General features: G+C 57.2%; 19 protein-coding genes. 8 read left to right on the top strand and 11 right to left on the bottom strand.

Annotated elements, in window-relative coordinates:
* Positions 1-6: 6 nt before the first annotated feature.
* The 6 genes from ACQ4OE_RS03290 to ACQ4OE_RS03265 form a co-directional block, all read right to left on the bottom strand.
* Positions 7-1,635 carry a methyl-accepting chemotaxis protein gene (locus ACQ4OE_RS03290; protein WP_430945662.1) on the bottom strand — a complete coding sequence of 543 codons (1,629 nt, stop codon included), beginning with the start codon at positions 1,633-1,635 and terminating at the stop codon, positions 7-9.
* 95 nt (positions 1,636-1,730) lie between these two features.
* On the bottom strand, positions 1,731-2,192 hold the full coding sequence (locus tag ACQ4OE_RS03285; protein WP_430945661.1) for a hypothetical protein: 462 nt from the start codon (positions 2,190-2,192) through the stop codon (positions 1,731-1,733).
* A 309-nt stretch (positions 2,193-2,501) separates the two neighbouring features.
* Positions 2,502-2,885: a type 1 fimbrial protein gene (locus ACQ4OE_RS03280; protein WP_430945660.1), complete on the bottom strand. Its 384-nt coding sequence runs from the start codon at positions 2,883-2,885 to the stop codon at positions 2,502-2,504.
* 104 nt (positions 2,886-2,989) lie between these two features.
* Positions 2,990-6,622: a transporter substrate-binding domain-containing protein gene (locus tag ACQ4OE_RS03275; RefSeq protein WP_430945659.1), complete on the bottom strand. Its 3,633-nt coding sequence runs from the start codon at positions 6,620-6,622 to the stop codon at positions 2,990-2,992.
* A 7-nt stretch (positions 6,623-6,629) separates the two neighbouring features.
* The gene (locus ACQ4OE_RS03270) at positions 6,630-7,337 is read right to left on the bottom strand and encodes a response regulator transcription factor (protein WP_034154080.1); all 708 of its coding nucleotides are present in this window, start codon (positions 7,335-7,337) and stop codon (positions 6,630-6,632) included.
* A gap of 174 nt (positions 7,338-7,511) precedes the next feature.
* Positions 7,512-8,732, bottom strand: a complete 1,221-nt coding sequence (locus tag ACQ4OE_RS03265) for an EAL domain-containing response regulator (protein WP_169841572.1) — start codon at positions 8,730-8,732, stop codon at positions 7,512-7,514.
* A gap of 319 nt (positions 8,733-9,051) precedes the next feature.
* Here ACQ4OE_RS03265 and ACQ4OE_RS03260 point away from each other — a divergent pair, with 319 nt between their 5' ends.
* From ACQ4OE_RS03260 to ACQ4OE_RS03245, 4 genes are all read left to right on the top strand, one after another.
* Positions 9,052-9,657, top strand: a complete 606-nt coding sequence (locus ACQ4OE_RS03260; RefSeq protein ID WP_034154082.1) for a fimbrial protein — start codon at positions 9,052-9,054, stop codon at positions 9,655-9,657.
* A gap of 67 nt (positions 9,658-9,724) precedes the next feature.
* Positions 9,725-10,474 carry a fimbrial biogenesis chaperone gene (locus ACQ4OE_RS03255; protein WP_430945658.1) on the top strand — a complete coding sequence of 250 codons (750 nt, stop codon included), beginning with the start codon at positions 9,725-9,727 and terminating at the stop codon, positions 10,472-10,474.
* A 197-nt stretch (positions 10,475-10,671) separates the two neighbouring features.
* Positions 10,672-13,140: a fimbria/pilus outer membrane usher protein gene (locus ACQ4OE_RS03250; RefSeq protein WP_430945765.1), complete on the top strand. Its 2,469-nt coding sequence runs from the start codon at positions 10,672-10,674 to the stop codon at positions 13,138-13,140.
* A gap of 215 nt (positions 13,141-13,355) precedes the next feature.
* Entirely contained in the window at positions 13,356-13,751 is a 396-nt protein-coding gene (locus ACQ4OE_RS03245; RefSeq protein ID WP_430945657.1) for a hypothetical protein, read from the top strand.
* Between the two features lie 97 nt (positions 13,752-13,848).
* Here ACQ4OE_RS03245 and ACQ4OE_RS03240 read toward each other — a convergent pair whose 3' ends face one another.
* The 3 genes from ACQ4OE_RS03240 to ACQ4OE_RS03230 all read right to left on the bottom strand — a co-directional run bounded on the left by ACQ4OE_RS03240 (position 13,849) and on the right by ACQ4OE_RS03230 (position 15,999).
* Positions 13,849-13,980, bottom strand: coding sequence for a hypothetical protein (locus ACQ4OE_RS03240; RefSeq protein ID WP_430945656.1), 132 nt, complete (start codon positions 13,978-13,980; stop codon positions 13,849-13,851).
* 147 nt (positions 13,981-14,127) lie between these two features.
* The gene (locus tag ACQ4OE_RS03235; RefSeq protein ID WP_430945655.1) at positions 14,128-14,637 is read right to left on the bottom strand and encodes a nucleoside deaminase; all 510 of its coding nucleotides are present in this window, start codon (positions 14,635-14,637) and stop codon (positions 14,128-14,130) included.
* A gap of 30 nt (positions 14,638-14,667) precedes the next feature.
* Complete coding sequence (locus tag ACQ4OE_RS03230) at positions 14,668-15,999, bottom strand: nucleobase:cation symporter-2 family protein (RefSeq protein WP_430945654.1); 1,332 nt, start codon at positions 15,997-15,999, stop codon at positions 14,668-14,670.
* 215 nt (positions 16,000-16,214) lie between these two features.
* Between ACQ4OE_RS03230 and ACQ4OE_RS03225 the strand changes: the two genes are divergently transcribed.
* Positions 16,215-17,129, top strand: a complete 915-nt coding sequence (locus ACQ4OE_RS03225) for a LysR family transcriptional regulator (protein ID WP_430945653.1) — start codon at positions 16,215-16,217, stop codon at positions 17,127-17,129.
* A 107-nt stretch (positions 17,130-17,236) separates the two neighbouring features.
* Here the strand turns inward: ACQ4OE_RS03225 and ACQ4OE_RS03220 are convergent, their stop codons facing one another.
* Positions 17,237-18,403 carry an MFS transporter gene (locus ACQ4OE_RS03220; protein ID WP_430945652.1) on the bottom strand — a complete coding sequence of 389 codons (1,167 nt, stop codon included), beginning with the start codon at positions 18,401-18,403 and terminating at the stop codon, positions 17,237-17,239.
* A gap of 94 nt (positions 18,404-18,497) precedes the next feature.
* On the opposite strand from ACQ4OE_RS03220, the gene ACQ4OE_RS03215 reads away from it, so the two are divergent.
* Complete coding sequence (locus ACQ4OE_RS03215; RefSeq protein WP_430945651.1) at positions 18,498-19,391, top strand: LysR family transcriptional regulator; 894 nt, start codon at positions 18,498-18,500, stop codon at positions 19,389-19,391.
* Positions 19,392-19,589: 198 nt separating this feature from the next.
* Positions 19,590-20,261, top strand: coding sequence for a lipopolysaccharide kinase InaA family protein (locus tag ACQ4OE_RS03210; RefSeq protein ID WP_122591088.1), 672 nt, complete (start codon positions 19,590-19,592; stop codon positions 20,259-20,261).
* 114 nt (positions 20,262-20,375) lie between these two features.
* Here the strand turns inward: ACQ4OE_RS03210 and ACQ4OE_RS03205 are convergent, their stop codons facing one another.
* Positions 20,376-20,624, bottom strand: coding sequence for a CsbD family protein (locus ACQ4OE_RS03205; RefSeq protein WP_122591087.1), 249 nt, complete (start codon positions 20,622-20,624; stop codon positions 20,376-20,378).
* A gap of 190 nt (positions 20,625-20,814) precedes the next feature.
* On the opposite strand from ACQ4OE_RS03205, the gene ACQ4OE_RS03200 reads away from it, so the two are divergent.
* Positions 20,815-21,627, top strand: a complete 813-nt coding sequence (locus tag ACQ4OE_RS03200) for a DUF1206 domain-containing protein (RefSeq protein ID WP_430945650.1) — start codon at positions 20,815-20,817, stop codon at positions 21,625-21,627.
* The last annotated feature ends 69 nt before the right edge of the window (positions 21,628-21,696 follow it).

The following is a 21,696-nucleotide window of genomic DNA, read 5'->3' as shown; positions in this document are numbered from 1 at the left end:
AACTTTTTAAAGCTTGAATTCCTTGGTCAACTTATTCAGCGAGGCCGCCAATTGCGAAAGCTCCGCCGATGCAACTGCCGTCTGTTTCGAACCATCTGCGGTTTCGCAAGACAGGTCGCGAATGCTGATCAGGCTTCGATCCACTTCGCGCGCAACCTGAGCCTGCTCTTCGGCAGCGGTCGCCATCAGCAGGTTTCGTTCATTGATAAGATTCAGAGAGCCAGTAATGTCGGTCAGCACTTCGCCGGCGATATTGGCCATCTCAAGTGTTCTTTCCGCCTGAGAACGGGTGTGGCTCATGGACGTAACTGCCCTGCTGGTGCCCGACTGAATAGAGCTGACCATGGATTCAATGTCCTCGGTCGATTTCTGCGTACGCTGCGCCAGCCCTCTCACCTCATCTGCAACCACGGCAAAGCCACGGCCCGCCTCCCCCGCCCGCGCTGCTTCGATGGCCGCGTTCAAAGCGAGCAGATTGGTTTGTTCGGCGACTTCGCGGATCACGTCCAGCACGCTGCTGATATCGCTCGCCATCGTAGAAAGCGCCTGCACTTCTGCCGAGGTGCTATGCACGCTGGAAACCATAAGATTGATTGCCGCGACCGTTTCGCTGACTTGGGTTTTGCCGGCAATGGCTGCGGCGCTTGATTCCGACGTCAGTTGCGAGGTCGATGCGGCGTTGTCCGCAACCTGTTCCACCGCTGCACTCATTTGAGTCACGGCGGTGGCGGCCATTTCGATTTCATGACTCTGACGCTGAGTGATACGCGAAATATCTTCGGTAACGCCGTGCATGGCTTCCGAGGTTTCGGCCAACTGCGTGGACGAGTCACGGATCATGATCAGCGCATCACGCAAACTGGTTTGCATCGCCGCCAGTGACGACAGCATCTGCGCCGCCTCATCGGAACCATCCAGCGCGATGGTTTCGCTCAAATCGTTGGCAGCGATGCATTCCGCTACCCTCAGCGAGCCTGCAATCGGCACCGTCAGGCTGCGCGTGTACAACACCGCCAGGGCCAAGGAAGCACCGATGGCAATGACAATGAACACACTGACGATCAACAGCGTGTGTTCGTAGACATTGTCGGCCTGCTTGCCCGCTTCATATGCTTCGATCTCGTTGAGAGCAATCAGCTTTTTGAGCGCGACCTGCACGCCGTCCGAGGCGGCACGCATCTGATTCTTTGACAGCGCAATGGCCGCTTCAAGCTGCCCTTTTGCCACTGTTTCAAGGTATTGGTCCTGCGCCTGATCATTGACTTGTTGTGCTTTGGCGAACGCCACGAACGCCTCACGCCCGGCGTCAGTTACCAGCAGATCAATGAGCGCTCGCTGATGATTTTTGATGAGCTGACGCGACTGCTGAATCTCCATCAAGGCCTGAGCCTTGCGCTCAGGGGTTTCGATAGGGTTGCGCAGACGGGCGTTATTGCCCTTGATTTCGATGAACTCGCGATCCAGTTGGCCGAGCAGCTTGATGCTTGGCACGATGGTCGTCTCGACATAGGTTTCTGCCTTGTTGAGCAAGTCGACTTGCTGCAAGGCGATCAATCCGATCGCGATAATCATGAGACAGAACAAGCCAAAACACAGCGCCGATCGCGGCGCGAGGTTGAGTTTACGAAGCAGCATGATGCCTTACCTTAGAGTGTATTCAAGACAATGGGTCTTACGAGCTGGCAGGAAAGCTGGCGCAGACAATCAGCCGTCACCGCGCAAGGGTGCAGCTAGCGGTTTGCACACGAAGGAAGCGTGGGATCAGTTGAGGCCGGCTCCGCACTTTCATTGAGCGCGGGATCAGCCAGCATCAGAAAATCCGCCAATCGCGGCAGATCGATTTTCGAGACCAGACGCATCCAGCGTTGCGGATGCGGGTTGAAAAAAGTCTTCGACCACTGATGATCATCACTGGGGTTGAAAATCAGCAGGTGACGAATCAGCGGGTTTTCCCCAAAAAAATCGAGCGGATCCATCGCCATCTCGTTGAGCAACTCAGCATTGACCACGACCAGGCTGAGCCGTTGGGGGCAGTAATACGTCAGTACTCTCAGGTCACGATAAGTACAGACGTTCACTACGCTGAGACAGCCCAGCTTGTTGAACTGTTGTTCAATCGACAGACCTCTACGCACGTCGTTATCGGCGATCAGGATCCGCAAGGATCGACTTCGGTTATTTTCAAGAAACATCGGACACCTTTGGCAGCTCCATTCTTCCTTTCAAGAAAATAACCAAGGGCCAACTAGTCCGATATGAGACTTGTCTCAAAATAACCACAGGATTCGCTGAACGAAAAGCACACTTTGACGACAAGCCTGCGCTAGCGCGGCGTGGCTTGGTTCAAGGTTATTGGAAGGAGGGATTTTGCAACGGTGGAGAGCGGCGCAATGCCAGAAGCGCGGGACGGTTGTGTACGAACCAGACAATTCTCATTATTAATGCCCCTTGTTGTCAGTAACCTTGAAACAAGGGGCGCAAACTCATTCTTTCTCAGTCCATCAAGGCAGCGTCAGCGTCACGACGTAATTGCCAGTCGTTATCGGGTGGCCCTTGATGTCCGTGAGCAGCAGGCGCTGGTCGTAATATTTTTCCTGCTCGTGGGTATCGGCAATCATCTTCACAAACACTTGCTGGCGCGGCTCACCCCGCCCTGCCGCACTGACGTTAGTCACCGAGAATATCTGACCGGTGCTCGCCTGCGGACAATCAAGCAGCTCGACAGAAGCAGAAGCACGGCTAGCACCACTCGCCATGCAACTTGCCTCGACGATCTGTCCGCTGAAGCGAATCACTCCGCTGACGGGCGCAGACTGGGCCGCGCTGACGGTGTCAAAGCTAAGCAGGCAGAGACAGGCAATCAATAAAGGACGTCGAATGATCATCGCGAAACTCCATGGTTATTAACCAAGGTATCGCCCGTTGCAAAATGATCTTTAACGTCCCCCTTCAATACAAGGCCAGTCAGCAGGGCCCTGCGCCAATAAAGTTACAGCTCGACCCGTTTGATTTTCTTGATCAGATCAGCCTGTGCATGCTCAAGCTTCAACGCGCTGCGATTGATATCAAGTGGATCGATGACCGGCGCTTCGCACTCGGCCTCAAGGTCGTTACACGCCTCGATGACCTGATGTTCGGCGACGATGCGCGCTGCGCCCTTGATCCGATGTGCCAGGTCAGCCAACAGCCCGGGATCGCTTTCGGGTATCAGCGAATGCAACTCCTCCAGATCCTTCTCACAACTCGACAGCGCCTCGCGCAGCAGTTCTTTCATCATGTCGAGATCGCCTCCGGTGAGCTCGTTCAGACGCTCGCGAATCGATCCCAGCTCCTTGATACCCGCCGCAGGCAGGCTTTCAACTGGCTCGGTTTCGACATTCTTTTCCCAGCCGGCAAGCAGGGTCGACAAGGTGCTGAGGCTGATCGGTTTGAACAGACAGTCGTCCATCCCCGCCTCTCGGCATTTCACTTTTTCTTCCGGCTGCGCGTTGGCTGTGAAGCCCAAGACGATACACGGCGCGCCACCACTGTCGCGTTCGTCCTGGCGGATGGTGCGGGCCAGTTCATAGCCGTTCATGACCGGCATGTTGCAGTCCGTGATCACAATGTCGAATGGCTCAGAGCGCCACAATGCCAATGCCTGCGCACCATCGGCAGCATCACGCACCGACTGGCCAAGAAAGCTGAGCTGCTGCGTCAGCAACAGGCGGTTGGCACTCTGGTCATCCACTACCAGAATTCGCAGCGTCGGCACTGGCTTGTCCTGGACAACCGAAACAGGCAGCACCTTGCCGCCGAGCGGACTGAGGATATTGAAGAACAGCGACACTTCCAGGCAGGTGCCCTTGCCCAAGGTGCTGGTTATATTCAGTCGCCCGCCCATCAACTCGCACAACGAACGTGAAATCGCCAATCCCAGACCGGTGCCCCCCCGGTTCGAGGGGCCGTGATTGGCTTGCGAAAACGGCTGGAACAGGTTCTGCAAATCAGAGCTGGAAATGCCGATGCCGGTGTCCTCGACTTTGAGGTCGACCTGCAAACGTTCGTCAGCAAGGCGTTGGCCGCGAATCGAGACGCTGACATGCCCGGTATCGGTAAACTTGATGGCATTGCCGACCAGGTTCGAGAGCACTTGCTGGAAGCGCATCGGATCTACCAGTACGTCACAGCCGACAGTGGCGTCGATATCGAGTTTCAATATCAGACTCTTCTGCCTGGCCAAGCCGTCGAAGACCCGCGCTACGGACTCCACCAGTTCGCGCAGGTTGGCACGTTTGGGCGAAAGACTGACATGCCCAGACTCGATGCGAACCACATCGAGGATATCGCCGATCAGCTCCAGCAGGCCTTTCGCCGAGTCGTAGGCCACTTCAATCGCCGGTCGATCAAAGTGGCCCTGCTCGGCACGCTTGAGTGTGAGTTCTAGCATGCCGATCACGGCGCTCATCGGCGTACGGATTTCATGGCTCATTGTCGCCAGGAATGTTGTTTTGGCGCGGCTCGACTCATCAGCCAGCTCTTTCGCCGAACGCAACTCCTCAATCAGTTCGCGGCGTTCGCTGATGTCGATCCAGCCGCAGATCACGCCTCTGACTTCCCCCGTCGTGTCGTGATAAGGCTGGATCCAGTGATAAATGATCAGCCGCGTATCACCGACATGCAGTGTGCGATCCACCTCGTAAGGTTCGTCCCGCTCGATGACGCGCAGATAGTCATCGTGAAATTGCAACGCTTCCTGGCGATTGCGCTTGCCGCTTTCGAGCACGGTCTTGCCGACTACGTCCTTTTCCAGCAGGCCAAACGTTTGCAGATAATTGTTATTGCAGGTGACAAGCCGACCTTCCCGATCGCGTACGTAAATGGGATGCGGCGTGCCGTTGATCAGCGCCCCCATGAACTTCAGCTGATCGCCGAGCAAGCGCTCTGCCCTACTGCGCTCGCGGATCTGCCGGCGAATATAGAAATTCCACGCCAGCGATCCCAGGATAATCAAGAAAGCGCCAGCGCTGATTTGGTAGATCAATACCTTGTAATCTCGCCACGACAGTCCCGAGAACGCTGCAATGGGACGCCAACGGTTGAGGATCACGTCCAGCTCATCGGGTGGAATGCTCAGCAGAGCCTTGTTCAGAATACTGACCAGTTCGGTATCGGCGCGCCGGGCCGCGAAGGCGAGAAAACCCTTGTTCATGCCGACGATGTTGGAGATGCGCAAACTGTCACTGTAGATGTGAGCGATGTAGTAGCGCGCACCGTGCAACGTGGTAATCATCGCGTCCGCTCGCCCATTCTTCACGTCAGCCAAAGCGCCCAGCACTGTTTCACTGTCGACAATCTCGATGTCGGGATAATCCTTGAGCAGCTCACGCTCCGCCGAGCTTTCGGGGACGGCGACGCGCTTGCCGCGTAGCTCCTGCAGGCTTGAAGGCGCGCCTGCGTCCTTGGCGGTGACAATCACAAAGGGACTGGCAAGGAACGGGTGGGTGAAACGCATACCGACTTCACGGGAGACGGTTGGCGTCAGCAACGAGATATCGGCGCTGCCATCAAGCAAGCGAGTGCTCAAGCTGGAAAAGCTGTCGGTGCGCTCTACATCGATCTGCAAACCAGTGCGCCGCTGAATCAGCTCCAGCAGATCGGCGCCGATCCCACCAAAATTGCCATCGCCATCAAAGAACGCAAATGGCGCTTGGTCGTCATTGATCACGAACCGCGCGACCGGGTGCTGCTCAAGCCAGCGTGCTTCGCCGGGTGTCAGATCGATACGTTTGGGTGTCAGTGCCCCGCCACCACCGGACCAGCGCTTGGAGATTTCGGCTATCTTGCCTTCACCCATCGACTCAATGACCGAGTCGATCAGACGCAGCAGTTGATCATTACCTCGGCGCAAGGCAAAGCTGAAACCGCTGGTTTGCGTTTTGACGAAAGAGTGCAGGCGCACATAGTTGAAGTAGTTGAGATTGATCAGATAATTGCTGGACACCGTGTCGCCCAGAAACAGATCGACTTTGCCAAAGGCCAGTGCAGCCAGTGCCAACTCGTTCGATGGAAAAAGCACGAACTCGGCGTTGGGGTACAAACCATGCAACTGACTGGATGGCAGGTAGTCGTCGGCAACCGCAATACGCAATCCGGCCAGATTGGCCGGCATCGGTCGCCGATCATCGCCGCGCATGAACATCGCTGGCACGTCTTCGACATAAGGTTTGCTGAGCGTAACAAGGCCGTCGATCAACTCGAAACTGTTGGAGCTTCCCAACATGTCGATTTCGCCGCGCTCTAGCGCCGCCATGGCGTCGCGACGGTCAGGATAAGCCTTGACGGTAACTTCGACATGCAAGGCCTGGCCGATAATGCAGGCAATGTCAGCGGCAATCCCCTCATAACGCGTACCGCTTGCGGTCATGACATAAGGCGGAAAATCCGGAAGTGCCGATCCCAATACGAGGCTGCGTTTCTGCCGTAGCCAACTCCAGTCCTCATTGCCAAGATCGACTTGCACCTCCTTGCAGTCTGATCGACCGAACACCTGCAGAGTGCGCGGCTCTGCTGCCCACAACGACCCGCTACCGAATACGAAAAGCACACTGACGAGCAAAGCACCGCGCAACAGATGAAACATAAGCGAGTTATCCCTGGTTGTCGGCTGTCAGGCTGTGCTGCAACTTGAACAGCTCTGCATCACCACGAATGCCAAGCTTTTTGAAAGCGGCCTGTTTTTGCCCACTGATGGTTTTGCGACTGCGCGAGAACTTCAAAGCGATCTGCGTCACCCCCATACCCTCGAGGCAGCAGCGCAAGACTTCTTTCTCTTTCGGCGACAGCAGAGGATTGCTCAGAAAATCGTCGCTGTGCGCCGCGCCGTCATCATTGCTACCAGCAGGCTCATCGACTGACACAGGCAGCACATCAAGTTCGAAGGCCATTGCCTGCGACAGGTACAACTGGCCGGACGCTGCGCAGCGGATGCCGGTGATCAGGTCATCGACTGGCTGGGACTTGCCGAAGAATCCGCTGACGCCCGCTCCGATCGCCATGTTCACTACTGCCGGGCGCTCTTCGGAGGATGAGACGAGGATGCGCATGCCCGGATATTGCTTGCGCAGCAGGCGAATCAGATTAAGCCCGTCCAGCTCGCCATCGTGCAGCTTGTAGTCGAGTATCAGCAGGTCGATTTCGGTCTCGCGCAATCCAGCGAGCAACTGCGCACTGCTCGCGTACACGCCCACGACACTGAACTCGGCTTCGCGCGTCAGCCGCGATTTCATCGCCAGACGTATGAGCGAGTGATCATCAAGGATGGCAACGCGTAACGGATTCACGACTGACCAATGCATGAACAGCTCCATGATGAGGAGGGTTGAAGGATCATCAGCACTTGGCAACCGCAGCCGATCCCGGGCATCACCGAAGCATTCAGGTGCATCTGATTGATTTCTCGTCACATGATGATTGTTTTGAAGACGTGACGAAATAGGGCTTTGTCCCAAAAGTCAGACCGCGCGCGCGGATCAAAGGTCGGACGTGCCTATTGCCCGGCGCCAGGACGATTTTTGCCCCTCAAAACGCCAATCGACCAGATGCGCCCAATTCATGGGTCGAGCATAGAAGAAGCCCTGCCCCCACTGGCAACCGAGTCGAGCCAGGTGATGGACCTGATCTGCGGTTTCAATGCCTTCTGCGACCACTCGCATGTCCAGCTCGCGCGCCAAGGCCAGTGCACCGTGGATAACTGCACTGTAGCGAGCCTGCTGGAAATTCTGCACGAAACCGGCGTCGAGTTTGATTTCGTTGAACGGCATCTGACACAGTCGTTCCAGCGAAGAATAGCCGACACCGAAATCATCGATCGCCAGGCTGAAGCCGAGCATGCGCAGACGCACCATGTTTTCCATGCTGATCTCGGGCATCTGCAGCAGACCGGTTTCCGTCAGCTCGAATATGAGCCCGGCTGGCGAGGCGCCGTGAATGCGCAACAGCGCCTTGATCCGGTCGACAAGATTCGGGTTGGCCATCTGCGTGACGTCGAGATTGAAGGCGAGCTTGAACGGCTTGCCGTGGGACTGCACGAAACGCTGCAGACTCAGTCCTTGCGTGAGCAGGCTGAAAAACATTTCGTCGAGCAGCCCGCAACGCTCGATCGTTGGCAAGAACATACCCGGCGAAAGTAATCCGCGACTGGGGCTTTGCCAGCGCACCAGCACCTCGGCGCCATCCACCTCACCACTGCGCAGATGAAACTTGGGCTGGAAGTAAGCGCGAAATTCCTGCCGGCGTATCGCTTCCAGTACTTCGTTCTCCGTAGGCTGATCGAGATGACTTTCCGCCACTTTGGCCTCGACCTGGCTGTGCGGCCGATAGCGAGCCAGCAATGGCGCCAGTACATCGACCATCAAGGGCTTGCCGACACTGCCAAGCAATTCCAGGCCCTGCAGCGTGACAATTCGATCAACCGTGCGTAACAAGTCTTCAGGCAGTGAACTGCAGATGATCACTGCGCGAATCAATCCGGCCTCTCTCGCCAGGCGCAGAAAGGTCAAACCATCCATCCCGGCCATGCTCAAGTCACACAACGCAACGTCCACACCTCCTGCCTGGGAGATCACCGCCAGCGCATCCTTTCCGTCAGCCGCCTGAAAGATATTTTTGTAACCCAGACTGTTAAGCGCGCTGACCGCAGCCGTGCGCTGGAAGGCGTGATCTTCCAATACCAATATACGAAGCGTGTTCACAAACCGGGAACCTCTTTCTATCAGCCATTAATAGCGAAAAGCCTGAATCATCTTCCAACAGAAAGATTGCTCACAAACTTTGCATTGACTGAGAATTTCTGCGTCCGCGAATACTAATCAGATAGAGCTCGCGCGACTTTGAGAATTGTCTCATTTAGTCCGCTGTACTTTACTGAGAATATAAATACGCACTTCCGATATTGCCGCCTTGTTCGCACTTGCCACGCTTTAAGACAAATCTCAAAGACCCATCGCCATCACCGACCTAACATGGCCTGGCATTTCAATGCAGCACTTCACAATAACTTCGGATATAAACATGAAAAAGTTCGCTTTCGCAGTACTCACTCTTTCCGTACTGGCTGCCTCCACTGGCGCACTGGCTGAAGAAGAAGCCGCTAAAGCCGTCAAGGGCGGCAGCGGTCAAATCAGTTTCACCGGCGTCATCAACAACGACGCGTGCTCGGTAGATGGCGCTTCGGGTAACGACAAGATGATCGCTGTGGACATGGGCAGCGTATCGATCAAAGACATGGGCACCGATTCTGCCCCTGGTGCTGGTCGCGTGGCTGCCAACGATTTCAACCTGAAAGTGAACTGCAACGCCGGCACTAAGGTGTCGATGCTGTTCAAACCAACCGTCAACGGCGGTTCGGGCCTGGTTGATGGCAAGAAAGTTCTCAAGCTGCAAGGTACTGATGCGGCCAAAGGCGTAGGTATCGCGCTGCTGGACAGCAACGGCCAGTTGATCGACCTGAGCTCCGAAGCCACTGCCAAAGTACAGACCAGCCTGACTGGGGACGGCACCACTGGCGGCGACGGCACCCTGTCGTTCGCAGCCGCTTACGTCACCACCGGCGACAAGACCACCGCTACTGCAGGTACCGGTAACGCCACTCTGCCGTTCGTTCTCGAATACGAATAAGCAGCACGCAAGACCTGGACGGGGCCGCTGTGCCTCGTCCTTCCCGACCAGATCAATCGGTGAAACTATGTTAAGTCGCTATTTTCCGCTGTGCCTGGGGCTTGCCGGGGTGTTGATGACACACTCGGCATTCGCAAGCATCTCCTTGAGTTCCACCCGGATCATTTTCGATGGCGCGCACAAAGAGGCGAACGTCACCGTGCGCAACGGCGGGCAAACCATCCTGGCGCAATCGTGGCTGGATGCCGGCGACACGGCTGGCAGCGCGCCGCCATTTGCGGTGACTCCACCGCTGGCCCGACTCGAACCCAATCAACAGCAACTGTTGAGGATTCTCTATGAAGGCCGCGGCATGCCTGCAGACAAAGAGTCAGTGGTGTGGCTGAACGTGCAGGAAATCCCTCAGGCCAGCGCTGCCGATGTCAATACGCTGCAACTGGCGGTGCGTCAGCGCATCAAGGTGTTCTTCCGCCCGGACGGACTCACCGGTGACGCTGCGCAAGCGCCAGTGCAACTTGTATGGCAATTGGTCACGCAAGCTGGCAAGTCGGTACTGAAAGTAAAAAATCAAAGCAATTACCACGTATCGCTGGCCGACCTGAAAGTCGCTGCTGGAAATAAAGCGGAACTGGTGATTGATTCGACAATGATCGTTCCGGGCGAAGTTCGTTCGTTCAATTTGAAAGCGTTGCCATCCGGTTCTCCACGCCTGACTTTTTCGGCCATTAATGATTACGGCGCACAACAACGATTCGATGCACCACTCAGCGCTACCGAAAGTCATGCCGAGCGCGTGAAAGATGCATCCACCCAGTAACTTCCTCGCCCCACCCCGCCAATTCACAAGCTATTTACGAGTTCCGGACTCCGGTTGAAGCAACACGGACTGATAAGGCAAATTGCATGTTCTCCTCCCAACACCACACATCTTCAAGTTGTGTAAAGCATCACGTTGCGCGCCATAAAAGCAAAACGGCGTTGGGCTGCCTGCATCCATTGTGCTTTGCCATCAACATGGCCATTTGTGGCTTCGCCATGGGTGCCGAAGCCCCGGCCGCGGTAGCGGGTGAAGCTTTCAACACCTTGTTTCTTGAAGGTTCATCGGCGGTCGATCTGCAACCCTTGTTGAATGCCAACAGCGTTCTGCCGGGCCGATATCGCGTTGACGTGTTCAGCAACGGCACACTGGTCGGGCGTCGCGACGTTGATTTCGCGGCCAACCCGCTCAACGGCAAAGTCGAGCCACGCATCACCCTGGAATTGTTACAGCAGTTGGGCGTGGACATGCGCAAACTGCGTGAGCAAGGGCTGGTTGATGAGCAACAACCTGCTGATCACTACGATCTTGCGGCGATGATCGAGCAAGCCAGTCTCAGTTTTGACGCCAACCGCCTGCGCCTCAATATCAGCGTGCCGCAGGTCGCGATGGCGCGTGGCATGCGCGGCTATGTGGACCCAGAGCTTTGGGACGATGGCGTGGCCGCCGGGTTCATCAACTATCAGTTGAGCAGCACCCGCAGCAAAACCGATTACTCGACGCAAATCTCGAATAATCTGGGGCTGCGCAACGGCATCAACTTCGGTTCCTGGCGCTTGCGTAACGAGTCCAACCTGAGCAGTGCCACCGGCCGGCCCAATCGGTTCGTCAGCAACCGCACGTTCATCCAGCGCGACCTCACGGCGATCAAGGGGCAACTGAGCGCGGGTGAAATCTTTTCCGACTCAGACCTGTTCGACAGCGTGCGCTACCAAGGCGTAAAGGTGGCCTCTGATGAGGGCATGCGCGCAGACAGCGAGCGCGGCTATGCGCCGATCATTCGTGGCGTGGCTGAAACCAATGCGAAGATCGAGGTCCGCCAGGATAACTACATTCTTTACACCACCAACGTCCCGCCGGGTCCGTTCGAGATCAGCGATATCTATCCATCGGGCTCCAATGGTGATCTGGAGATCACCATTGTCGAGGCGGATGGTCGGCGCAAGGTCACCCGGCAGGCGTTCTCCGCCTTGCCGACGATGGTGCGTGAGGGACAGCTGAAGTACAGCCTGTCGAGCGGCAAATTCAACAACAACAGCGAAGGCTATGACAAGCCGGCCTTCCTGGGCGGCACTTTCGCCTACGGTTTGACCAGCAACCTGACAGGCATTGCCGGCATTCAGGCCAGCAACGGTTTCAAGGCGCTTTCAGTTGGTGCGGCGAAGAACACTTCGATTGGCGCGATGTCGCTGGACCTCACGCAATCGTCCAGCAAGGCATTTGGCAAAACGACCCAGGGCAGCAGCGTACGCGCGCTCTATGCAAAGACCTTCACCGGCACCGATACCAGCTTCACCCTCGCAGCCTATCGTTATTCGACCGAGGGTTACCGCACGCTGACCGACCACGTTCAGGACACCAGCACCGGCGCTACGCGGCGCGCAGGTAACGCCAAAACCCGTACCGACCTCACGGTCAACCAGACCCTGGGCGAAGCGCGCCAGTACGGCTCGCTGTACTTGAATGCCAGTGATCAGCGCTATTGGGATCGCGGTGGCTCGCGCAGCTTTTCTGCCGGTTACAACAATAATTGGCGCGACCTGAACTACAACATAAGTTTGAGTAAAACCGAGGAATTCGGCACACGCGGTGACACCACTCACGACACTCAATTGAGCGTTTCGATCTCATTCCCGCTCGGATCGACACCTCGCGCGCCTCGTGCCTATATTTCCAGCAATCATCAGAACGCCGGCACCAGTACGCAAGCCGGGATCAATGGTTATCTGACTGAAGACAGTGACACCTACTATTCCGTACAGACCGGCCGCAGTGTGCAAGGTGATCGCTCCGGCTCACTGAGCCTGAGTACCCGTACAGCGATGGGTGATCTGGGATTGGGCTACAGCCGAGGCAGCGGTTATGAATCACAGAACCTGAGCGCGGCCGGATCGATCGTGGCCCACGCGGGTGGAATCAACATGGGCCAGACCGTCGGCGAAACATTCGCACTGGTGGAAGTGCCTGGCATGTCCGGGGTCGAAGTCAGCAGCTACTCCGGCGTGAAAACCGGCCTCAACGGCTATGCCGTCGTTCCAAATGCACAGCCCTATCGCGTGAACTGGGTGACGCTGGACACACGAAATCTGGGCGCTGAAATCGAGTTGGACAACGCCACTCAACAACTCGTACCGAGACGAGGTTCAGTCGTGCTCGCGCGCTTCGAAGGCAGCAAAGGGAGACGGATCCAGTTCGAACTCTACGATGCCGAGGGCAAACCCCTCCCATTCGGAGCCGTATTGATGGACGCCGATGGTAAACAACTGGCGCTTTCCGACCCCACCGGCAAGGCGTTAGCGCTTGTTACCAAAGATCAAGGCATCATTACAATCAAGTGGCAGGGTAAAAGTTGCCCCGCCCCTTACAAGCTTCCAGAACGACTGAAGGATTTGAACTATGAGCATTACCGGCTTTCTTGCTCAACCAGCGTAGACACATCGAAATAACACGTTCAATTCGTCAATCTTCAACATCAAGGCTCTGATTTATTCAGAGCCTTGTCGTTTCTGCACGTCTAGCCATGGCGCACAAAAACAAGACAATTCCTATATCCACACGGAAAAGGCTCATTACCATAAAAGGCGTAGTGAGCACTCACGCGCAACCGTGTGAAATCAATAGCCCCAACGCCCTATAGGCGAGAAAGCCAAGAGAATTAGCCATGCCAAAAATCAGCGCAATCAGCGTAACCACCCATACAAACAAGCCAGAGAACAACCAACACATAAAATCAGATTCGCAAAATCATCTATCACTTACGAAGAAAACCACAAGCGACTACGAACTTCGAGTTGACTCAAGCGAAGAAGGTGTAAATAAAATCAAACATCCTATTAGTGCAGTCGAACTGATAAAAAAACAAATTGCCGAGATACAGCAACAACTTGCAACTCGCAAAGCAGAGCTGGCTAAAACCGAAAGAATGAATATGCCAGAAGAAGAGAAGGCTCAAAGAACAATCGAGATTCAAAATCAGATTTCTGTATGCGCTGGCAACCTCCACGCGCTGCAGGCAACATTGATCCAAATGACACTCAGCGTTGACACCCACGCTTGAAATCCCCGCCGATGGCCGCACTGGCACGGGCGAACGCCTCATGGCGCGTCGCAAAGCGACGAGCCGAAGGTAGGTGTCCCGAGCCAGTGCCTACCCATCAGCAGTTGCCGGGCGGGATGCCTTCCTTGTTAAAATCTTTAAGGCGCTTTTGCTCTTCCTCTGTGGAGTGCGCAGGCGTCGATTGATCCGGTACTTCTTCCTCAGGAAGTTGTGCTGTTTCTTCAGTCATTGCTTTGCCCTCGTTCTGGTTACTCATTTGGCATCGGCCGAGGGCTGGCAGTTCCAAAACTTCGCACCTTCTCCCTCTCGGAGAACAAGTGTTCTTAAGTCTCTGGATAGCGCAACCTCACACCACTCGCGCTTCGTTTCTAAGCGGTTACAACCAAAAACCCTTGTGCGGCTTAGCCGCCTCGCCCTCCAGCATCGGCCCGAACACACTGACCTTGCGCTGCCCCTTGGCGAACACCTCGCGGCATGGCAGAGAGAACGTCGGGTTCTCCGGATGGTCTCCCGTCAACCCAAGCAGCGCATGCTCCGACAACGCATAAACCACCCGCCCGATGCCCGTCCAGTACACCGCGCCGGCGCACATGCAGCAAGGTTCGGCGCTGGTGTACAGCGTGCACAGTTCCAGCTCTTGCGGTGACAGCAGTTTTGCAGCCGCCGCTGCCGCCACCAACTCCGCATGCTGAGTCGGATCGCCTTCCGGTGGCATCGAGTTATTCCCCGCTTCGACTATCACCTTGCCGTTGCGGTCGGCCACCAATGCCGCGAACGGATGGCGACCGCGTTGTTTCGATGCCTCGGACAAGGCGATGGTCTGGCGCAGCAAGGTCAGATCAAGTTCGCTGACGCCGGCCGGGGTGAGCTGAGTGAATTGATTCATGGGTAACTCCTGGGCAGTGGAAAACAAAAGTCAGTCGGTCAGTTCAACGCCGATGGTTTCGGTCGAATTTTTTTCGTTGTTGAGCAGGATGTTGAGGACAATGGCGGTGATCGCACCGAGGAAAATCCCACTGTCGAGCACCAGTTTCAAGGTCGGGCCGACGTGTTCGAATAGAGCCGGAAACGACATCGGCAGCACGCCAACACTGACCGACACGGCGACGATGATGCCGTTGCGCGTGCCCTCGAATTGCACCCGTGACAGCTCTTGAATTCCCGCCACCGTGGTCATGCCAAACATGACGATCGCGCAGCCGCCGAGCACCGGCGTCGGCACTGCCGCGATCAACGCGCCGAGTTTCGGGAACAGGCCCATCAGCACCATGATTGCCCCGGCCGCAGCTACGACGAAGCGGCTTTTCACGTTGGAAAGCGCAATCAAACCGGTGTTCTGGGTGAAGGCGTTGTAGGGAAAACTGTTGAACAAGCCACCGAGCATGGTCGACAAGCCGTCGGCGCGAAACGCATTGCCGAGGGTCTGTTGTGTGGTTGGTTTGCCGGTCAACTTGCCGATCGCCAGGCAGTTGCCAGTGGTCTCGGCCATGATCACCAGCATCGCCAGGGTCATGATCAGAATCGGCACCGGTGCGAATTCCGGCGCGCCGAAGGCCATCGGCGCACTCAGCTCAAACCACGCCGCTTCGCTGACCCGATTGAAGTGAGTCATGCCGCAAGCCGCTGCGATCAGACTGCCGACAAACAAGCCGATGAGCACGCTGAGGTTGCCGAGGAAGCCTTTGCATTTGGCATAGATCACCAGTGTCACGCTGACCGTGGCCAGACCCAGCAACAAGTTCGCCGGATTACCAAAATCCGCCGAGTCGGGATTGCCGCCGCCCAGCCAGATCGCCGCCGCCGGCATCAGCGAGATGCCGATAATGGTGATCAGACTGCCAATCACCACCGGCGGAAAAAACCGCAGCAAGCGGCTGAACACCGGTGCCAAGGCAATCGTAATGAAGCCTGCGGCAATCACCGCGCCGAAAATCTGACTGAGGCCAAACTCTTTACCGATCATGATCATCGGCGCCAGAGCAATGAACGAGCAGCCCTGAATCAGCGGCAGACGCGCGCCGAATTTCCAGAAACCGAGAGTTTGAATCAGCGTCGCCACGCCAGAGGTCAACAGGTTGGCGTTGATCAGCAAGACGATCTGCGCTGAAGTCAGCCCCATCGCACTCCCGAGAATCAGCGGCACAGCCACCGCTCCCGCGTACATCACCAGCACATGCTGCAAGCCAAACGTGAACAACTGTCGCAGTGGCAAAACCTCGTCCACCGGATGAATGCGTTGTGGGGTCATTTCACACGCTCCTGAAGGTGCGGCATCTGTTGAGATCGCGGGCATGCTCAGGGGCGGTTGTGAGATTGGATTCGCCCCGGAGATCGTTTGACGCGGGGCCATCTTTGAACGTTTATTGCGATGAAACAAATTAGCAACCATCGCTTTTTTCGATGGCACAATCACGCGTTCGTTAGCCGCTGCAAACCCCTCACCTCGACCCGGGAGTTCACCGCTTGCGCTTCTCACTCGATCAACTGTTGATGTTCGTCCAAGTGGTCAAAAGCGGATCGTTCTCCGCCGCCGGACGCAAACTGGGCAAGACCCAATCGACCATCAGTGCGGCGATTGCCAATCTTGAAACCGACCTGGGCGTCGACCTGTTCGACCGCAGCAACCGCAGCCCTGCCCTCACCGTCAGCGGCCACAAATTGCTGATTCAAGCCGAAGCCGTGCTCGAACGCTGCATGACCTTTGAAGCCCACGCCGACTGCCTTTCGGACAACGTCGAACCGAGCCTGACGCTGGCAATTGAAACGCCGTACGGCCCGATCATGCCGGTGCTCAAAGCCTTCGAAGCAGCGTTCCCCTTCGTCGACCTGATCATCCGCCACCCGGTGTACGGCGACGTCAGCGAGTTGGTCAGCAGCGGCGAAGCCGTCCTCGGCGTCGCGTTCTCACAGCCCGGCTACCCCAAGGAACTGGCGTTCCAGCAACTGGGCAAACTGATCATGCTGCACGTCTGCCATCCCGACCATCCATTGGCGCAACTCGACAACGTCAGCTTCGACGACCTGCACGTCCATCGGCGCCTGGCCTTCAGCGCCCACGCAAGCAAACTGCCGAGCAGCGAATACCTGCGCTCGACCCAGTTATGGCAAGCGGAAAGCTATCTGGCGTTACTGGAAATGGTCCGCGCCGGGCTCGGCTGGGCCACCCTGCCCCGCCAGCTTATTCAGCGTGAACTGGCCAAGGGTGAACTGGTGGAACTGCAGCTCTCGGCGTATCCGCATACGGACTGGCAGATTGGTGTGGATCTGCTTTGGGCGCGACAACGACCGCTGGGTAAGGCGGAGCGCTGGCTGAAGGAGAAATTGCAGGGGAACAAGGTGTATGAACTGGATCGTAACGGGCAGATCACCACGCTTTGATGGCGATTGCAGTTCACGCCGGGAAGCAAAGAGGCCCGCAGTGCGGGCCTCGATCAAGCGTTGTCGTAGCTACTTCCCGCGGCCGTTTCAGGGAGGCCGCGAGCTTGTCACACCACGGCAGCTGCAATCGTTCTGGAACGCCAGGCAAACGCCAACACCATCAGCAATCCAAGGCCCGCCATTGCCGCTCCGGCCAGAGAGATCGCCGGATAACCCAGACCCGCGTTGATCACCGCCCCACCCAGCGCCGCGCCAATCGCATTGCCGAAATTGAAGGCGCCGATGTTCACCGCCGAGGCCAGATTGGGCGCGTCCTTGGCCGCTTCCATCACGCGCATCTGTAGCGGTGGCACCAAGGCAAAGCTGGCGATACCCCAGATCAGAATGGCCACGGCGGCGGGCAGCGGCCAACGCATCAGTACGGTGAACGCCAACAAGACCAGAATCAGCACGCTCAGCGAGGCAATGAGGGTGCGGTCTATCGAGCGGTCTGCAGCTTTGCCGCCCCACATGTTGCCCAGCGTCAAACCGACACCGTAGAGCACCAGCATCGCGGTGATGAAGGCGGTAGATGCATGGGTCTCATTGCTGAGGATCGGTGCGATATAAGTGAACACGGTAAACATCGCGCTCGAACCGACGACGGTCAGGGCCAGCGCGCCCAGCACCGGGCCGCGCGCCAATACCCGAATTTCCGCCATGACCCCGACGCTTTTCGGCGCCGGCACATTGGGCAGCGCGAACCACAGCGCCGCCATGGTCACCACGCCCAGGCCGGTAATGCCCCAGAACGCCGAGCGCCAACCGTACAACTCGCCGAACCAGGCCGCCAACGGCACACCGCCGATAGTCGCCAGGGTCAGGCCCATGAACATCGCCGCCACCGCACCGGCCCGTTTCTCCGGAGCGACCAGGCTGGCGGCGACAATCGAGCCGACGCCAAAAAATGCACCGTGGGTCAGTGACGTCACCACCCTGGCGACCATGAGGCTGTAGTAATCGGTGGCCAGCGCTGACATCAGATTACCCAGGGTAAAAATCGCCATGAGCCCGATCAGCAGATAGCGCCGGGGAATTTTGCCGGTAGTCAGGGTCATCAGTGGCGCGCCGAGCAATACGCCCAGCGCATAAGCACTGACCAGCAAACCGGCGGCTGGGATGGAAACGCCAAGATCCGCGGCGATACCCGGCAACATGCCCATGGGGGCGAACTCGGTTACGCCGATGCCAAAGGCACCGACGGCGAGTGCAACAAGTGGTGGATTGATACGCATGGAAAGCTCCTCATCTATGCCGCTGATGCTACGATCCAATCCTTTCGGCCGGTAGATGGCATTTTTGGCAATCACCTTTGCGTAGGAGGCACAAGTGGATTTCAACGGCAGGTCAGGTGAAATGAGCGTGTTCGCCACCGTGGCGCAGGAAGGCAGCCTTTCAGCCGCTGCGCGGGCACTGGGCCTGACGCCCTCGGCCGTCAGCCGGATCATCGCGCGTACCGAACAGCGTCTCGGCACTCGCCTGTTATTGCGCACCACCCGAGCGATCACCTTCACCGCCGAGGGCGAAGCGTTCCTGCGCGGCGCCCGACGTATCCTCGCCGACATGGATGAAGTCGAAGAAGCCATCGCCGATCAAGGCGTACCCAAGGGGCGATTGCGCGTCAGTGCCGCCCTCGGCCATGGGCGGCTGGCCATCGTTCCCTTGGTCGCAGCCTTCAGCGCCCGTTACCCGAACATCGTCGTCGACCTCACCCTCGGCGACGAAGTGGTCGACATCCTCAGCGGCCAGGCCGACGTCGCGGTGCGCTTTGGCCATCTGCCCGATAGCCCGCTGACCGCGCGCCGGATCGGCGCCACCGGCCAGGTCGTGGTGGCATCGCCCGAGTATCTGCAGCGCCACGGCACCCCGCAAAAACCGGAAGACCTGCTGCAGCACAACTGCCTGCGCTTCAACTTTCGCCGGGCCGAGTCCAACTGGCCGTTTATCCGCGACGCAAGAGAGTTTTCCCTGAAGGTCAGCGGCAACATCGAATGCAGCAGTGGTGAAGCGCTGGCACAACTCGCGCGAGTAGGTGCCGGCATTGCCCGTATCGGTGAATTCAGCGTGCGCGAAGACCTGCAGCGCGGCGAGTTGATTGCGCTGTTGGAGGACTGCAATCCCGGGGACGAAGAACCGATCCATGCGGTGTTCGTTGGCGGAGCGGCAATGCCGGCACGGGTGCGATTGTTCGTGGACTTTTTGCTGGAACATCACCGGATGTAACAGTCGCCAGTCACTACCCCCCTCACCCCGCTTATCTGCGCGGCACCACAGTTCAAAAAAAGCAGCCTAAAATCGCAACTTGGCGGCAAAAAGTTGCGATTTACACGGAACTATTAACTTCCGCCCATGGACAGAGCTGCTATCGCGACGATAATGCAAACGTCGCACTGAAAATTCCAACAATAAATGGAGCGGATAATGGGCCGTGCAGGTAATGAGTTTGAATTCTGGTGGGGTACTTCCGGGGACTGGGTCGAACCGCCGAATGTGCGCCGCAGCGGCACCAGTGGTGTCCAGCTGATTGTGAAAGACGACAGGACATTTTTCGTCAAGCGTCAGACCGGCCATCTGTTTCGCAGCCTGCGTTATCCCACCGGCCGGCCCACCGCGCTGCGTGAGGGCGCTGCACTGTCCAGACTTCAGAAGCTGGGCGTGAATGCTCCACGACCAGTGTTTTACGGCGCGAGAAAAGTCGAAGGCGTGTGGCAAGGCGTTCTGGTGACCGAAGATCTCGGCGGCTTTATTGATCTGGATACCTGGTACGGCCAGGGTGCCGCGAGCATGCTGACGACAGAACAGCATCAGCGACTTTTAGAGCGTTTGGCGCAAATGCTCGCGCGCATGCACTCGGGCAAATGGCAGCACGGCTGCATGCGTTCCAAACACATCTTTATCAAAGCATCGATGACGGGCGAGCAGTTCGACTTCGAACTGGCGCTGCTGGATCTTGAAAAGTCTCGCGGTCGTGTGACTGCAATGGGCGCAGCGCGGCACGATATCCCGCAACTCAGACGGCATTCTTTCTGGGATCAATCGCAGTGGCAGAGTTTCCTTTCTTACTATGAGCAAGCCATTGGCCGTGCCATGTAAGCCATTGCGTGTAAAGCGGTCAGCCTCCCTCACAATCTCCGGTTTTTGAATCCAGGCATTGTGAGGGGGCGATAACGATAAGGGGTCCCGGTCGGGAGCGCCCTACATCACGGCTCAGCGGCGCAGCAGACGATTGACCAACAGCAACAAACCCGCGCCAATCGCGAGTGCGGCGACGGGCTTCTCTTTAACGAATGTCGAGACGCTGTCGAGTGTATCGCCGTAGGTTTTGGTCAGTTGGCCTGCGGCCTGGCGCCCAGCGCCCTCAGCCTCCAATGCCGAATCACCCATCAGTCTACCGACTGCGCTCTGCGCCTTGCCGGCCAGCTTCTCTGCTACACCTTCTACTTGTTCGCTCTTCATGATTCATCAAACCTGCGTGAGTGAGTGGGGAAATCCGACAGCCCTGACCGCATGGCGGGCAGCCAAACATTAGGGGCGCGCGCCGGATGATTAGTTCAAAGAGGATGCGTTCCGACAGTTTTCCCTCCGTTCATAGAACCCCTCCCAACGAGAGGGGTCTGCTCTTGAATCACTTTCGGGAATTGATCCAATGTCCGCGCAACGCAGCCTTGTCATACTCGCTCGGGGAGGCTACGCCGCTCGGGGCGTGCTTTACCTGATCATCGGTCTATTCGCCTTGCTGGCAGCACACGATTCGACAAAACCCAAAGACAGCCACAGAAGCCTCGAAGCCTTGCTGGCTCAGCCATTCGGTTATTTTCTGGTTGGACTTGTGGTGGCCGGTCTGCTCGCTTTTGCCGCCTGGCGTTTCCTGCAAGCGACCCGCGATGTCGACCATCACGGCAAGAATCTGAAAGGTCTGGTGATTCGCGTGGGTTTGTTTGCGGGCGGCCTGGTCAACGGTGCGCTGGCATTCTTTGCCTTGGGCCTGCTGGTCAGCGGCATCAAAAGCTCGGGCGATTCCGGCGGCCAAACCAAGGACTGGCTGGCGCATCTGTTGTCCTGGGAATACTCGAATTTATTGGTGTACGTGATCGCGCTCATTCCGCTGGGTGTGGGAATTGCTCACATCATCAAAGGCTGGAAGGCCTCATTCGAGAAGTATTTTGAAGCCGACGAAGACGTCATGCAGTACGTCCGCCCGGTGTCGCGGTTCGGCCTGATCGCCCGTGGCGTCGTGTTCATCGAAATTGCCTTGCTGCTGGCCGTCAGCGGCTCCGCGTATAAAGCCATGGATCCACCGGGCATGAAGGAAGCCCTCGACGCCCTGCAGAATCTGCCAGCGGGATGGCTGATATTGATGGTGATGGCCGCAGGGCTGATTGCCTTCTCGGTTTACAGTTTCTCTGAAGCGTTTTGGCGCAAGATCAATATGGATGTGCCGGGCGTGGCGGGATTGTAGAAAATCACAGAGGGATCGATTGCCAAGGGCGAAGAGAGCTTGCTCCCTTCGCCCATTACAGCGTGATCA

It is taken from the genome of Pseudomonas sp. WC2 (genome assembly GCF_050586545.1).
Lineage (GTDB): Bacteria > Pseudomonadota > Gammaproteobacteria > Pseudomonadales > Pseudomonadaceae > Aquipseudomonas.
This window is presented reverse-complemented; position numbering and strand designations above follow the sequence as displayed.